Consider the following 13,170-nt stretch of genomic DNA (forward strand, 5'->3'; position numbering starts at 1 on the left):
GCCTCGATGACCCTGTCGCTCGACTACGCAACCCTCTCCGACGTCGGACGGGTACGCCGCAACAACGAGGACTCGGCGTACGCCGGTCCGCACCTGCTGCTCCTCGCCGACGGAATGGGCGGCGCGGCAGCCGGTGAGGTGGCCAGCGCGGCGGCGGTCCAGGTGATCCGGCGACTGGACACCGCGGAGATCAGCGGTGAGGACATGATCGAGGCGCTGGCCGGTGCGGTGCACCGGGCCAACGAGCGCCTGTCCGAGCTCGTCGAGGAGGACCCCGAGCGCGAGGGCATGGGGTCGACGGTCACCGCGCTGATGTTCGACGGCAAGCGGCTCGGCCTGGCGCACCTGGGCGACTCCCGCGCGTACCGGCTGCGGGACGGCCAGCTGTACCAGCTGAGCCACGACCACACCTTCGTGCAGTCGCTGGTCGACGAGGGCCGGATCTCCCAGGAAGAGGCCTTCACCCACCCGCACCGCAACCTGATCCTGCGCGTCCTCGACGGCCGCCCCGACTCCGACCCGGACCTGGAGATGCTCGACGTCCAGGCCGGCGACCGGTTGATGCTGTGCAGCGACGGCCTGCCCGACTACGTGAGCGACGAGGTGATCGCCGCCTCGATGGCCTCCGGTACGCCGGACTCGGTCGTCGTCGACCTGATCACGCACGCGCTCGAGGCGGGCTCGAACGACAACGTCACCGTCCTCGTCGCGGACGTCGTCGAGACCGAGCCCGCGAGTGGCGTCCAGCCGCAGCTCGTCGGAGCCGCCGCCGAGCTGGCCCAGGGCAGCACCGGGCGCGGCGAGCCGACGGTCGCGATCCGCACCAGCGGTGGTGACGGTCACGGCGGCGGTGGTCACGGCGGCGCGGTCGACCCGGAGGAACTGCGGTACGCGCCGCGCCCGCCGAAGCGGTTCGCGTGGCTGCGGCGGATCGCCGTACTGCTCGTCGTGCTCGGCCTGATCGGTGGCGGCGGCTGGTTCGCGTACAGCTGGACCCAGAAGCAGTACTACGTCGGCACCGACGGCGACTACGTGGCGATCTTCAAGGGCATCGAGGCGGATCTGCCCGGTCTGTCGCTGTCGAAGGTGTACGAGCGCCAGACGTTGCAGGTCGACAAGCTGCCGACGTACAGCCGGGAGCAGGTCGAGAGCAACATCCAGGCCGACGACCTGGCCGGTGCCCGCTCGATCGTCGCCGAGCTGCAGCACACCGCTGCCGAGTGCGCCGCCAAGCCGACACCGACCCCCAAGCCGTCCACGCCGGCACCGTCGACGCCGGTCTCGAAGCCGCCGGTGTCGACGCCCGTCTCGAAGCCGCCGGCGTCCTCGGCGCCCCCGTCGACGGCCCCGACCGGTACCGCGTCGCCGAGTACGCCGGTCGACCCCGACGACTGCGACGGGGTCCGATGAGCATCGCGTCCACGTCCGTCATCCAGATCATCCCGCGGACCCGGCGTGGGGTGGAGTTGCTGCTGCTCGTGATCGCGATCGCGGTCTCGGTCGCCGCGTACGTGAACATCGGCGTCACCGTGCAGAACGCCGTACCGGCCAGCACCGGGTACTACGCGGCCGGGATCGGGCTGCTCGCCCTGATCGCACACCTCGCGCTCCGCTACCGGGCGCCGTACGCCGACCCGGTGCTGCTGCCCTGCGCGGTGCTGCTGAACGGTCTCGGCGTCGCGATGATCCACCGGATCGACCTCGGCCTGGCCATCGTCGCCGAGGCGCGGGGACGGGTCCCGAAGGGGCCCGCGGCGCCGCAGCAGATCACCTGGACCGCGGTCGGCGTGGTGCTGTTCCTGGTCGTCATCCTCCTGATCAGAGATCACCGCCGGCTGCAGGCGCTCACCTACACCGCCGGCCTGGCCGGTCTCGTGCTGCTCGTGCTGCCGTTGATCCCCGGCCTCGGCGTGAACCTGAACGGCGCCCGGATCTGGATCCGGCTGGCGGGGATGTCCTTCCAGCCGGGTGAGTTCGCGAAGATCTGCCTGGTCGTGTTCTTCGCCGGCTACCTGGTGGTGAAACGCGACGTCCTGACGCTGGCCGGGCACCGCTTCCTCGGACTCGACCTGCCGCGGGCCCGCGACCTCGGCCCGATCGGGATCGCCTGGGTGGTCAGCCTGGGCGTCCTGGTCTTCGAGAGCGACCTCGGTTCGTCACTGCTGTTCTTCGGCCTGTTCCTGTTCCTGCTGTACGTGTCCACCGAGCGGGCCGGCTGGCTGATCATCGGTGGCCTGTTGTTCGCCGGCGGTGCGTTCTTCGCGTACACGACGTTCGGGCACGTGCACCGCCGCGTCACCGACTGGCTGGATCCGTGGGCGATCGACGGCGGCCAGGTGAAGCTCGGGCTGATGGGCCAGTCCTGGGGCGGCATCCTCGGTCGCGGTCTCGGCCAGGGGCACCCCGAGGCCACGCTCTACGCGCAGAGCGACATGATCATCTCGTCGTTCGCCGAGGAGCTCGGGCTGACCGGGCTGATCGCGATCCTGCTGGTCTACACCCTGATCATCGAGCGCGGCCTGCGGACCGCGCTCGGCTGCCGGGACATCTTCGGCAAGCTGATCGCGACCGGTCTGGCGATGTCGTTCGCGCTGCAGGTGTTCGTGATCGTCGGCGGCGTCACCGGCCTGATCCCGCTGACCGGTCTGGCCACGCCGTTCATGGCGCTCGGCGGTACGTCGCTGGTCGCCAACTGGGCGATCATCGCGCTGCTGCTGCGGATCAGCGACCAGGCCCGGCGGCCGCAGACCCCGGCCGCTCCGGTTTCCGACGAAACGATCGCGATGGCGGTGCAGAAGGCATGAACTCAGCGATCCGGCGACTCGCCGTGGCGGCGATCATCCTGATGCTCGCGCTGATGGCGAACTCGACGTACCTGCAGGCCTTCCGGGCGAACGAGATCAACGGCCGCAACGACAACAACCGGGTCCGCGACTCGCAGTTCTCGGTGAACCGCGGACCGATCCTGATCGGCAGTACACCGGTCGCGCAGAGCAAGGAGTCCGACGACCGGTTCAAGTACCAGCGGACCTACGCCAACGGCAAGGTGTACGCACCGGTGACCGGGTTCTACTCGTACCTGTTCGGCCGCGGCGGCATCGAGCTGACGATGAACGCCGAGCTGAACGGCTCCGATCCGTCGATGGCCTTCCGCCGAATCATCGACGTGATCAGCAACCGCCCGCAGCAGGGCGGCAGCGTGACCCTGACCCTGAATGCCGCGGCCCAGCAGGCGGCGTACGACGGCCTGGCCGGAAAGACCGGTGCGGTGGTCGCGATCGAGCCGAAGACCGGGCGGATCCTGGCGATGGCAAGCCGGCCGTCCTACGACCCGAACCAGCTCGCCTCGCACGACACCGAGAAGGTCGGCGCGGCCTGGAAGAGCCTGAACGCCGACAAGAGCAAGCCCTTGTCGAACCGCGCCGTGCAGGAGCTGTACCCGCCCGGATCGACGTTCAAGCTGGTCACCGCGGCGGCCGCGCTGTCCAGCGGCAAGTACACGCCGGAGACCAAGGTGGCCTCGCCGGCCGAGCTGCCGCTCCCGCAGACCACCGTCCCGCTGGTGAACGAGGACGGCAAGAACTGCGGCGGCAGCAACAACGCGACCCTGACGATCGCGTTGCGTTACTCGTGCAACACCGCGTTCGGCACCGTCGGCATGGCCCTCGGCGCGGACGCGCTGAACGAGCAGGCCGCGAAGTTCGGCTTCGGCGCCAAGCCGCTGACCGAGCTGCCCGCCGTCGCCACCAGCCAGTTCCCCGGCGACCCGAACGAGCCGCAGACCGCGCAGTCCGCGATCGGCCAGTTCGACGTCCGCGCCACCCCGCTGCAGATGGCGATGGTGGCGGCCGGGATCGCGAACAAGGGCGAGGTGATGAAGCCGTACCTGGTCCAGAACGTGAAGACCCCGGACCTGAAGACGGTGTCGGAGACCAAGCCGGAGTCGCTGCACCAGGCGGTCACCCCGCAGGTCGCCGCGCAGCTGACCGCGATGATGGTCGACGTCGTCAACAACGGCACCGGCAAGCCGGGCCGGATCTCCGGCGTCCAGGTGGCCGGCAAGACGGGTACGGCGCAGACCTCGAAGGAGCGGCCGCCGTTCGCGTGGTTCACCGCGTTCGCGCCGGCCAACGACCCGAAGGTGGCCGTGGCGGTGCTGATCGAGGACGCGAACATCCCCCGCAACGACATCGCGGGCGGAACCTTGGCGGCGCCGATCGCCAAGAAGGTGATGGAGGCGGTGCTGGGCCAATGAACGGCCGATGAGCACCATACGGAATGATGCGATGACAGAGCGTCTTTCCAACGGGGATCTGCGTGTGGCTGCCGCTACCGTGGGCAAGTTGAGTGTTTCCGGACAGGTTGGAAGGCTGAGGTCATGACATCGCAGGCACGTCTCGTCGGCGGCCGGTACGAAGAAGGCGAACCGCTCGGCCGCGGCGGCATGGCCGAGGTGCGCAGAGGCGTGGACAACCGACTCGGCCGGTCGGTCGCGATCAAACGGCTGCGGGTCGACCTGGCCAGCGACGCGACCTTCCAGGCGCGGTTCCGGCGCGAGGCCCAGTCGGCCGCGTCGCTGAACCACCCGACGATCGTCTCCGTGTACGACACCGGCGAGGAGCCGGACCCGAACGGCTCCGGCGTCACCATTCCGTACATCGTGATGGAACTGGTGACCGGTAAGACGCTGCGGGACCTGATCCGCGAAGGCCGCAAGATCATGCCCGAGCGGGCCCTGGAGATCACCTCCGGCGTCCTCGAGGCCCTCGACTACAGCCACCGGGCCGGCATCGTGCACCGCGACATCAAGCCCGGAAACGTGATGCTGACCCCGCAGGGCCAGGTCAAGGTGATGGACTTCGGCATCGCCCGCGCGGTCGCCGACACGTCGTCCACGATGACCCAGACCGCGGCGGTGATCGGCACCGCGCAGTACCTGTCCCCGGAACAGGCCCGCGGTGAGACCGTGGACGCCCGTTCCGACCTGTACTCGACCGGATGCCTGCTGTACGAACTGCTCACCGGGCGCCCGCCGTTCGTCGGCGAGTCGCCGGTGTCCGTGGCCTACCAGCACGTTCGGGAGCAGCCGCTGCCGCCGTCCTCGTTCGACCCGGACATCCCGCCGGAGGTCGACGCGGTCGTCCTGAAGGCGCTGGCGAAGAGCCGCGAGGAGCGGTACCAGAGCGCGTCGGAGATGCGCGCCGACATCCACCGGGTGCTGGCCGGCCAGCAGGTGACCGCGCCGATGGCGGCGGTCGCGGAGACCCGGTCGATGGCGCCCACCGCGGTGGCGCCGACGGCCGCGACCCAGCAGTACCACCAGACCTCGGCGAACGACCTGCTGCCGCCCGGCGACGACGACCTGGACGAGGCGCAGGACGCGCGGTCCCGCCGCAACCGCGGCCTGGCCTACTTCCTGCTCGGCCTCGCGATCGTCGCGGTCGCGGTCGGCGCGTACGCGCTGTTCTCGAACATGAACAACGACAACAAGGCCGGCGGCGGCGGTACGACGGCCACACCGCCGGCCAAGGTCGCCGTACCGGATGTCAGCGGCAAGTCCGTCGCTGACGCGACGGCGTTGCTGTCGGCGCAGGGCCTGAAGTTCGCGCAGGGACCGTCGGAGGCCAGCGACACGGTCGGCCGCGGCTCCGCCATCCGGCAGACCCCGGCGCCGGGCACCGAGGCCGAGCAGGGCTCGACCGTCACCGTCGTGTTCTCGTCCGGCCGGAGCGCGTTCCCGGTGCCGAACGTGATCGGTATGACGGAGTCGAAGGCGAAGCAGGCGCTCAAGGAGTCCAGCGGCAAGTTCAAGGTCAACGACGACGTCAAGGAAGCGGACAGCGATCAGAAGAAGGGCACCGTGATCGCGATCAGCCCGGACCCGAACGGCTCGTACGCGTCCGGGACCGAGTTCACTCTGACCGTGTCCAACGGCGTCGTGAACGTCGACGTACCGAACGTCGTCACGCAGACCCAGGACGACGCGACGAAGACGCTGAAGGACCTCGGCTTCCGGGTCGGGTACGCCTCGGCCGACAACCCGGACGCGCCGGACCAGACCGTTCTCGAGCAGAGCGTGAAGGGCGGCACCAAGGCGCCGAAGGGCACGCTGATCACGCTGACGATCAACAACCACCAGGAGCAGCCGACCCCGCCGCCGTCCTCGACGACGCCGTCGGAAACTCCGTCGAGCGACCCGACGACACCGCCGATCACGATCCCAGGCGGCTGAGACGACAGAACCCCCGGAGCACTCGCTCCGGGGGTTCTTCCGTTCTACGGGTCAGTTGACGACCGGCGCCAACCCGACCGAGCGGGCGACCGCGTCCGCGTCGCCGCAGATCTCGAGCCAGTTCGCGAGCATCCGGTGGCCGCCCTCGGTCAGCACCGACTCCGGGTGGAACTGCACGCCCTCGACCGGGAAGTCCCGGTGCCGGGCCGCCATGATCACACCGGCCTCGGTCCGCGCGGTCACCTGGAGCTCGTCCGGCACGGTGTCCTGCGCGATCGCCAGCGAGTGGTACCGGGTCGCGGTGAACGGCGACGGGAGCCCGGACAGGACGCCGGCGCCTTCGTGGAACACCTGGCTGGTCTTGCCGTGCAGCAGCTCGTCCGCGCGGCCGACGACCCCGCCGTACGCGACGCCGATCGCCTGCAGGCCGAGGCACACCCCGAAGATCGGGACCTCGCGGCCCTTCTCCTTCACGATGTCGACACAGGCGCCGGCCTCTTCCGGCGTACCGGGGCCGGGGGAGAGCAGAACGCCGTCGTACTCAGCGGCCTCGTCGGGGGTGACCTCGTCGTTGCGCAGGACGGTGGTGTCGGCCTGCAGTTGCTGCAGGTACTGCACCAGGTTGTAGACGAAGGAGTCGTAGTTGTCGACGACAAGGATCCGCGGCATGCGGTCTATTATCGCCCGCTGGCGGTCGGGCTTGTCGAGGGAGTCCGCGGGAAGCCCGGAACCGTCGCGCTCTGCAGGTCCAGGGTGCCCTCGTAGGCCGGCATCGCGATCGACGACTCGTTCTTCACGTCGTACCCGAGCTGGAACTTCACCACGTAGTCCTGCAGGTTCTCGATGTACTGCGAGTCGTCGAGCGCCTTCTGCAGCTTCCGCCGGTCCCCGATCGCGCTGATCTTGTACGGCGGGAGGTACGGAACGCCGTGCAGTACGACGGAGTTGCCGACGCACTTGATCCCGGTGGTGGAGATGACCCGGTGGTTCTGGATCGAGATCGCGTCCGCGCCGCCCGCCCAGAGCGCGTTCACCACCGCCTGGATGTCCTGCTGGTGGATCACCAGCCAGTCGGCGTCGACATCCGGGTTGTCCTTGACGACCTGGGACGGCGCGTCCTTCAGCGTCACGGTCAGCCCCGGCCCGGTGACCGGCGTCGTGCCGACCGCGTCGGACAGGTCCTTGAGCTGCTTGGACAGCACCGGGTCGATCGAGCCCTGCTGCGCCTGGAGCTTCTCGATGTCCTGGGTGAGCGCCGCGTGCTGCCGGACCAGGCTGGCGCTGCGCCGGCTCTGTTCCTCCACGAGGCCCGCGAGCGTAGTGTTACGGCTGGGCCTGAGGTCGGTGCCCCGGGCGTTGGTGGCGCTGGTCGCGAACAGCAGTCCGGCGCACAGCAACGCCAGCGGCGCACCCGCGCGCCACAGCGAAATCCGCCTCAACCTACGCACCCGTGATCTCCATATTGCTCTCTGCACTACGCTAACCCGGACCGGACCCGAAACATGGTCCTGCTGCGGTCAGCTTATGCGTCCTTACAAGGAGTTCAGTCGTGCCCGAGTCGAGCAGTCGCAACAAGAAGAAGACCGAGAAGGTCAAGGCCGAGAAGACCCCGAAGAAGCCACGTACCAGCAGTCGCGTGTGGGTCGCGCCGCTGATGCTGGCCTGCTGGCTGCTCGGACTCGCCTGGCTGGTCGTCTTCTACGTGGCCGGCCAGGACATCCCGGTGATGAAGGACCTCAACAACTGGAACCTCCTGATCGGCATGGGCCTGATCGCAGTCGGCTTCGTCGTCTCCACCCAGTGGGTCTGACCAAGTTATCCACATCCGTATCCCCAGTTGTGCACACCGATTCGGCGAAGTTATCCCCAGGTGGAAGTGCACTTCTCCACTGAAAGCGACGGAAACTCGCTCAAATCTGTGGATAAGTCAGGTTTGAGGCGGTCTGTTTCCACACTGTTCAAGTCGGGAGCGGGCGGTTGTCCACGACCTTCTTCATGACGATGGTGGATGTCAGGCGCTGTACGCCGGGGAGTCGCGCCAGCCGCTCGTCGCGCAGTTTCTGGAACGCGGCGATGTCCGCGGTGACCACCCTGACGAAGTAATCCGGCTCCCCGAACAGTCGTTCCGCCTGCACCACCTCGGCGATCTCGGCCAGCCCGGCCTCGAAGCCGGCGACCGATTCCTCCCGGTCCATCGTCACCGAGAGCAGTACCTCGAACCCGTGCCCGACCGCCGCCCCGTCGACCACCGCGCGGTACCCACGGATGACCCCGGCCCGCTCGAGCTCCCGCAACCGCCGATGACACGGCGCAGCACTCAGCCCTACCCGCTGCGCGAGTTCGGTGACCGTCAGCCGGCCGTCTTCCTGGAGCACAGCAAGGATTTTGCGATCAATGGCATCCACGGCAAAAATCCTATCCGCAGCTCCCGTCGCAGAGCATGAAGTTGCAAGAATCCGTCCCGGTTTCAGCAGTAATCTTGCGCCATGCTCGACTTCCTGCCCATCGCCGCCGCCTGCTTCGGCATCCCGCAGTACCTCCCGCAGATCCTCAAGCTCCGCCGGACCGGTGACACGGCAGGCGTCTCCTGGTCCTGGGCGACGCTGACGAGCATCAACAACGCGGCCTGGTTCGGCTACTTCATGGCGTCGGGCTACTGGACCGCGAGCCTCCCGTCGACGGCCGCAGCCGTACTGGCCGGCACTGTCTCGGTCCTGCTGGTACGGCGTGGTGTGCTGAACCGCCGCGCCATCGGGTGGATCGCGGGATGGACCGTTCTGCTGGTGCTGGCCGCCGTGGTTGGCGGGCGGATCGGCCTGGGTTCGCTGCTCGCCGCGGCCTCGATCGTTCAGGTGACGCCGTCGTTGTGGACGGCGTACCGGACCGATCGGCCCACAGGGATCTCGGTCGGTACCTGGCGGCTGGTGTTCGGGGAGCTGGCCTGCTGGTTCGTGTTCGGTCTGTGGAAGGGCGACGTACGCCTGGTGACGCTCGGGGCCACCGGTGTGCTCGCGAGTCTGCTGATGCTGGCCCGGGCGCGGCAGGCAGGCGTACTTTCGAAATGCCGACTAGCGGCCTGAGAGACGGGGAGGGTCTCACATGTTCGTTCAGGTCATTCAGGGGCAGGTCACCGACGCCGAGCAGGCGCATGCGGCGATGGATCGGTGGATGGAGGAACTGGCGCCCGAGGCGTCCGGCTGGCTGGGGACCACGGCCGGAGTCACCTCGGACGGCAAGTTCATCGCGCTGGCTCGTTTCGACTCCGCCGACGCGGCGCGGCGGAACAGCGACAGCCCGGCGCAGGACAAGTGGTGGCACGAGTTCTCGTCGCTGCTCAGCGACGGAGCCACCTTCCACGACACGGAGGACGTGGTGATCGACACGCACGGCGACCCGGACGCCGCCGGTTTCGTCCAGGTGATGCAGGGCGCCGGCAGCGACCCGGAGCGCGCGCGTGAGCTGATGGGTCAGCACCGGGACGAATGGGCCGCGTTCCGCCCCGATGTCCTCGGGAGTGAGGTCGCCATGTACGGCGGCGGCGAGTACACGATGGCGATGTACTTCACCTCCGAGGCCGAGGCCCGCGAAGGCGAGCGGAAAGAGGTGCCATCGGAACTGCAGGCGGAGATGGACGAGATGAACAGTCTCGCTTCCGGCCCGCCGGCGTTCTTCGACCTCGAGCACCCCTGGCTGTACTCACCCAGGTAGTCAGCCACCCCGAGACGGCCGCGACGGACTCCGTCGCGGCCGTCTCCACTTCTACGTAGAGCTATACGTAGACATCTGCGCACACATGTGCGTATAGTTCTACGTAGGAGGAGACAAGAGATGCCGAACAAGACGATCTACGTGTCCGACGACGACCTGCCGCTGTACAAGCGGGCCCAGGAGCTGGCCGGGAACCTGTCCTCGGCGATCTCGATCGCACTGCGCAAGTACGTCGAGATGGAGGAAGGCCGGTTCGAGGGGTACGAGGAGATCACCGTGCGGGTGGGCCGGGGCACCGGCCGCAAGCAGCGGTTCTCCGGCGTACTGCTCGCGGAAGGCGGCCGGTCGAGCAGTTCCGGGTACGAGGCCTTCAAGGTCTACCGCAGCCGGACCGGGAAGTTCGTCCTGCACGCGGACCGCCGCAGCCAGATCAAGCAGAACGCCGACGACGAGCGCTACCTCACCGGGTGGCGTTCCTGGGTCGGCAACTGGAGCACCGACCAGTCCTGGAGCATGGCGCAGGGCGAAGCCACCCTGCACGTCGTGGACACGGTCGAGGAACTCCGCGCCCTGATCCCGGACGACCTCTACCAACTCGTCGAGGAGGCCGCCGATCAGCCCGCGGTCGAGGACCTCGACATCTAACTGAACCCCGCACCACGACCGGGCGCCCGCAGCCGGCCGCTCGGCCGGTGAGGCACGCCCACATCCTCCTCAGCAGACCCGTCAACCACCCCGGGTCAGGTTCACCCTGCCCGAAAACCCCAAGGATCCCTCATGTCAGCAGCGATCGACGTCCGCGGACTGCGTAAGTCCTACGGCGAGAAACTCGTGCTCGACGGCATCGACCTGAACGTTGCCGAAGGCACCATCTTCTCCCTGCTCGGCCCGAACGGCGCCGGCAAGACCACCGCGGTCCACATCCTGTCCACGCTGGTCGCCGCCGACGCCGGCGAGATCCGGGTGGCCGGCCACGACCTGCACCAGTCGCCCGAGGCGGTGCGTGCCGCGATCGGCGTCACCGGTCAGTTCTCCGCGGTCGACGGCCTGATGACCGGCCGCGAGAACCTCATCCTGATGGCCGATCTGCACCACCTCGGCAAGCAGGAGGCCCGTCGCCGGGCGGACGAACTGCTCGAGCAGTTCGACCTGGCGGAGGCCGGCAAGAAGCTCGCGTCGACGTACTCGGGCGGTATGAAGCGCCGGCTCGACCTGGCCATGACGCTGGTCGGCCGGCCGCGGATCATCTTCCTGGACGAGCCGACCACCGGTCTCGACCCGCGCAGCCGGCACGGCATGTGGACGCTGATCCGCGAACTGGTCGCCGGCGGCGTCACGGTCCTGCTCACCACGCAGTACCTGGAGGAGGCCGATCAGCTCGCCGACCGGATCGCCGTCCTCGACCACGGGCGCCTGGTCGCCCAGGGTACGGCGGAAGAACTCAAGCGGCTCGCCCCGGGCGGGCACATCCGGCTGCGGTTCACCTCGCCCGAGGAGTTCACGCTCGCGGGCCGGGTGCTGCCGACCGCCGTACCGAACCACGAAGCACTGGTCCTGCAGGTGCCGAACGACGGCAGCGTGCACGCGCTGCGCGACCTGCTGGCCACCATCGACGACGCCTCGCTCGAGGTCGACGAACTGACTGTCCACACTCCCGACCTCGACGACGTGTTCTTCGCCGTCACCGGTCAGCCCAAGTCCGAAGAGGTGTCCGCATGAGTACCACCACCACGACCACCACGACGATCCGTCCGATGGCCGACATCGGCACGATGCTGCGCCGGAACCTGCGGCACGCCCAGCGGTATCCCGGCCTGTCGCTCGGTGCCCTCGGGATGCCGGTGATCATGATCCTGCTGTTCGGTCTGGTCTTCGGCGACACCTTCTCGGCTGGGCTCGGCGGCGGCGCGGGAGGCTTCGACTACATCGACTTCCTGACCCCGGGCATCCTGCTGATGTCGATCGCGTCCGGGACGATGTCGCCCGCGGTCGCGGTCTGCATGGACATGTCGGAGGGGATCGTCTCCCGGTTCCGGACGATGGCGATCTTCCGGCCGGCCGTGCTCACCGGACACGTGCTGGGCAACGTGATCGTGACGATCGTCAGCCTGGCCCTGGTGGTCGGCTTCGCGGTCCTGATCGGGTTCCGTCCGAACGCGTCGGTGGGGGACTGGCTGCTGGCGGCCCTGCTGCTGATCGGACTGACCATCGGCCTGACCTGGTTCGCGATCGCGCTGGGGCTGACCAGTAAGACGCCGGAGGGCGCGAGCAACGTCGTCCTGCCGATCAGCCTGCTGCTGCCGTTCCTGAGCAACACGTTCATCCCGCTGGAGGCGATGCCGAGCGGCATCCGCTGGTTCGCCGAGTACCAGCCGTTCACCCCGATCATCGACAGCCTGCGCCATCTCCTGCTGGGTACGCCGATGGACAGCAGCAGCAGCTGGCTCGCCGGCGGATGGTGCCTGGCGATCGCGGTGGTCGGCTACTTCTGGGCCCAGTCCAGCTACAACAAGGGCACAGTCGCCTAAGCCGGTGCGCCCAGGATGTTTGCGCGGGTGCGGACGTGGGCGGGGACCAGCAGGTCGCAGTCGGGGTTGTTCTCCGGGGCGCCGGCGACGACTTGGAGGGGGACTACGCCTGTCCAGTAGGGCAGGTCGAGGTCCTCCTCGTCGTCGTTGGCGGGTCCGGAGCGGGTCTTCACCGAGGCCTCGGTGAGGGAGAGTGCCAGGACCGACGTCTTCGCCAGCTCCTTGCGGTTCGGCGGGCGGACGGCGGCCGACCGGCCGGGGACGAGGTGGTCGACGATCCGGTTCAGAGCGTGCAGCTTCTCGTCCGGATCGGTGATCAGCCGCGGTACGCCGAAGATGACCGCGGACCGGTAGTTGACCGAGTGGTGGAACGCGGACCGGGCCAGCACCAGGCCGTCGGTGTGCGTGACGGTCACGCACACGGTCTGTTGCGGGGCCGCGACGACGCTCCTGGCCGCGACCGAGCCGTGCAGGTACAGCTCCCCGTCCGGTCCACGGTCCAGATCCACGCCGTACGCCGTCGGCAGGACGAGCGGATCGCCGTCGACCACGACGCCGAGGTGACAGAACATGCCGTCGAGCAGTACGTCGTACAGCGTCTGCCGCTCGGTGGCGGCACGTTCCTTCGAGCGACGCAACGAGGTCCGGGCGGTCGGCTGCAACGGCGTAGTGGTCATGTCACTAGGTTCACCCGCGAGTGGA

General features: G+C 68.5%; 14 protein-coding genes. 10 read left to right on the forward strand and 4 right to left on the reverse strand.

Annotated elements, in window-relative coordinates; translation table 11 throughout:
* Positions 1–6 precede the first annotated feature (6 nt).
* From E0H92_RS01565 to pknB, 4 genes are all read left to right on the forward strand, one after another.
* Positions 7–1,410 carry a PP2C family protein-serine/threonine phosphatase gene (locus E0H92_RS01565; RefSeq protein WP_131495146.1) on the forward strand — a complete coding sequence of 468 codons (1,404 nt, stop codon included), beginning with the start codon at positions 7–9 and terminating at the stop codon, positions 1,408–1,410.
* Complete coding sequence (locus tag E0H92_RS01570; RefSeq protein ID WP_131496406.1) at positions 1,407–2,804, forward strand: FtsW/RodA/SpoVE family cell cycle protein; 1,398 nt, start codon at positions 1,407–1,409, stop codon at positions 2,802–2,804. Before E0H92_RS01565 ends, E0H92_RS01570 begins: the two co-directional genes overlap by 4 nt.
* The gene (locus tag E0H92_RS01575) at positions 2,801–4,255 is read left to right on the forward strand and encodes a peptidoglycan D,D-transpeptidase FtsI family protein (RefSeq protein ID WP_131466965.1); all 1,455 of its coding nucleotides are present in this window, start codon (positions 2,801–2,803) and stop codon (positions 4,253–4,255) included. Before E0H92_RS01570 ends, E0H92_RS01575 begins: the two co-directional genes overlap by 4 nt.
* Before the next feature lie 123 nt (positions 4,256–4,378).
* Positions 4,379–6,232, forward strand: a complete 1,854-nt coding sequence (gene pknB / locus E0H92_RS01580) for a Stk1 family PASTA domain-containing Ser/Thr kinase (RefSeq protein ID WP_131495147.1) — start codon at positions 4,379–4,381, stop codon at positions 6,230–6,232.
* A gap of 51 nt (positions 6,233–6,283) precedes the next feature.
* On the opposite strand, the gene E0H92_RS01585 is transcribed toward pknB, so the two are convergent.
* The gene (locus tag E0H92_RS01585) at positions 6,284–6,901 is read right to left on the reverse strand and encodes an aminodeoxychorismate/anthranilate synthase component II (RefSeq protein WP_131495148.1); all 618 of its coding nucleotides are present in this window, start codon (positions 6,899–6,901) and stop codon (positions 6,284–6,286) included.
* 8 nt (positions 6,902–6,909) lie between these two features.
* Positions 6,910–7,680, reverse strand: a complete 771-nt coding sequence (locus E0H92_RS01590) for a DUF881 domain-containing protein (RefSeq protein ID WP_131466968.1) — start codon at positions 7,678–7,680, stop codon at positions 6,910–6,912.
* Positions 7,681–7,781: 101 nt separating this feature from the next.
* Between E0H92_RS01590 and E0H92_RS01595 the strand changes: the two genes are divergently transcribed.
* Positions 7,782–8,042 carry a cell division protein CrgA gene (locus tag E0H92_RS01595; protein WP_131284626.1) on the forward strand — a complete coding sequence of 87 codons (261 nt, stop codon included), beginning with the start codon at positions 7,782–7,784 and terminating at the stop codon, positions 8,040–8,042.
* Between the two features lie 148 nt (positions 8,043–8,190).
* Here the strand turns inward: E0H92_RS01595 and E0H92_RS01600 are convergent, their stop codons facing one another.
* Positions 8,191–8,637 carry an Lrp/AsnC family transcriptional regulator gene (locus tag E0H92_RS01600; RefSeq protein ID WP_131284624.1) on the reverse strand — a complete coding sequence of 149 codons (447 nt, stop codon included), beginning with the start codon at positions 8,635–8,637 and terminating at the stop codon, positions 8,191–8,193.
* 81 nt (positions 8,638–8,718) lie between these two features.
* Here E0H92_RS01600 and E0H92_RS01605 point away from each other — a divergent pair, with 81 nt between their 5' ends.
* The 5 genes from E0H92_RS01605 (at position 8,719) to E0H92_RS01625 (ending at position 12,468) form a co-directional block, all read left to right on the forward strand.
* Positions 8,719–9,312, forward strand: a complete 594-nt coding sequence (locus E0H92_RS01605) for a PQ-loop domain-containing transporter (RefSeq protein WP_131495149.1) — start codon at positions 8,719–8,721, stop codon at positions 9,310–9,312.
* A gap of 19 nt (positions 9,313–9,331) precedes the next feature.
* On the forward strand, positions 9,332–9,940 hold the full coding sequence (locus E0H92_RS01610) for a hypothetical protein (RefSeq protein ID WP_131466971.1): 609 nt from the start codon (positions 9,332–9,334) through the stop codon (positions 9,938–9,940).
* 120 nt (positions 9,941–10,060) lie between these two features.
* Positions 10,061–10,585, forward strand: coding sequence for an EXLDI protein (locus E0H92_RS01615; protein ID WP_131495150.1), 525 nt, complete (start codon positions 10,061–10,063; stop codon positions 10,583–10,585).
* Positions 10,586–10,717: 132 nt separating this feature from the next.
* Positions 10,718–11,659 carry an ATP-binding cassette domain-containing protein gene (locus E0H92_RS01620; RefSeq protein ID WP_131466973.1) on the forward strand — a complete coding sequence of 314 codons (942 nt, stop codon included), beginning with the start codon at positions 10,718–10,720 and terminating at the stop codon, positions 11,657–11,659.
* Entirely contained in the window at positions 11,656–12,468 is an 813-nt protein-coding gene (locus tag E0H92_RS01625; RefSeq protein WP_131495151.1) for an ABC transporter permease, read from the forward strand. Before E0H92_RS01620 ends, E0H92_RS01625 begins: the two co-directional genes overlap by 4 nt.
* On the opposite strand, the gene E0H92_RS01630 is transcribed toward E0H92_RS01625, so the two are convergent.
* A complete protein-coding gene (locus E0H92_RS01630; protein ID WP_131495152.1) occupies positions 12,465–13,145 on the reverse strand; it encodes a pyridoxamine 5'-phosphate oxidase family protein in 681 nt (226 codons plus the stop codon). The two genes, E0H92_RS01625 and E0H92_RS01630, sit on opposite strands and share 4 nt — an antisense overlap.
* Between the last annotated feature and the right edge of the window lie 25 nt (positions 13,146–13,170).

The sequence above is a fragment of the Kribbella speibonae genome, assembly GCF_004331375.1.
GTDB classification, from domain to species: domain Bacteria; phylum Actinomycetota; class Actinomycetes; order Propionibacteriales; family Kribbellaceae; genus Kribbella; species Kribbella sindirgiensis.

Coding starts and splice junctions, on each gene's coding strand:
- E0H92_RS01565 (WP_131495146.1), top strand. CDS start 7: ATGACCCTGTCGCTCGACTACGCAACCCTCTCCGACGTCGGACGGGTA.
- E0H92_RS01570 (WP_131496406.1), top strand. CDS start 1,407: ATGAGCATCGCGTCCACGTCCGTCATCCAGATCATCCCGCGGACCCGG.
- E0H92_RS01575 (WP_131466965.1), top strand. CDS start 2,801: ATGAACTCAGCGATCCGGCGACTCGCCGTGGCGGCGATCATCCTGATG.
- pknB (WP_131495147.1), top strand. CDS start 4,379: ATGACATCGCAGGCACGTCTCGTCGGCGGCCGGTACGAAGAAGGCGAA.
- E0H92_RS01585 (WP_131495148.1), bottom strand. CDS start 6,901: ATGCCGCGGATCCTTGTCGTCGACAACTACGACTCCTTCGTCTACAAC.
- E0H92_RS01605 (WP_131495149.1), top strand. CDS start 8,719: ATGCTCGACTTCCTGCCCATCGCCGCCGCCTGCTTCGGCATCCCGCAG.
- E0H92_RS01610 (WP_131466971.1), top strand. CDS start 9,332: ATGTTCGTTCAGGTCATTCAGGGGCAGGTCACCGACGCCGAGCAGGCG.
- E0H92_RS01615 (WP_131495150.1), top strand. CDS start 10,061: ATGCCGAACAAGACGATCTACGTGTCCGACGACGACCTGCCGCTGTAC.
- E0H92_RS01620 (WP_131466973.1), top strand. CDS start 10,718: ATGTCAGCAGCGATCGACGTCCGCGGACTGCGTAAGTCCTACGGCGAG.
- E0H92_RS01625 (WP_131495151.1), top strand. CDS start 11,656: ATGAGTACCACCACCACGACCACCACGACGATCCGTCCGATGGCCGAC.
- E0H92_RS01630 (WP_131495152.1), bottom strand. CDS start 13,145: ATGACCACTACGCCGTTGCAGCCGACCGCCCGGACCTCGTTGCGTCGC.